The following is a 445-nucleotide window of genomic DNA, read 5'->3' on the forward strand; positions in this document are numbered from 1 at the left end:
CTTTTAAACGATCGACAAGCGGGCTTGCATCAATTGGTGTAAGAGTTACAGTCACAACAGCTTTATCACCACTGATCGCTTCTGTTTTTGTTGATACTTTTGATTTTTCAGCTAATGTTTCTTTCACAGCTTTTAGAAGCTTATCAAGGTTTTCGTCCTTCGCTGAGCTAGAAGAAATACCTGATGACGTGATGTAGCCTTGTTTGAATGATTTATCAAATTGGTTGACTACAGTTGATTTGTTATCGCCTGTTAGTTTTTCGAACTCGTCGTTATTCTTACCGAAAATCATCACATCAATATAAGAAGAAAGAGCTTTTGCAGATGCTTGAAGTGTATCTGCTTTTTTCATTAAGTCCTTACCTTTAATATCGAATTCTAGTGTTTTGTCATCTTTTTTAGAACCACTACCTGGCTCATTGTACACAAGCTGATAGTCTTTGTC

Annotated in this window: 1 protein-coding gene; it reads right to left on the reverse strand. The window is 36.4% G+C overall.

Annotation, left to right across the window (positions count from 1 at the left end; translation table 11 throughout):
- Positions 1-427, reverse strand: a 427-nt coding sequence (locus ACOV8S_RS31330; protein ID WP_448321869.1) for a DUF5105 domain-containing protein, incomplete at its 3' end; no start/stop codon positions are given.
- Positions 428-445 lie beyond the last annotated feature (18 nt).

The sequence above is a fragment of the Streptomyces sp. CO7 genome (assembly GCF_053474865.1).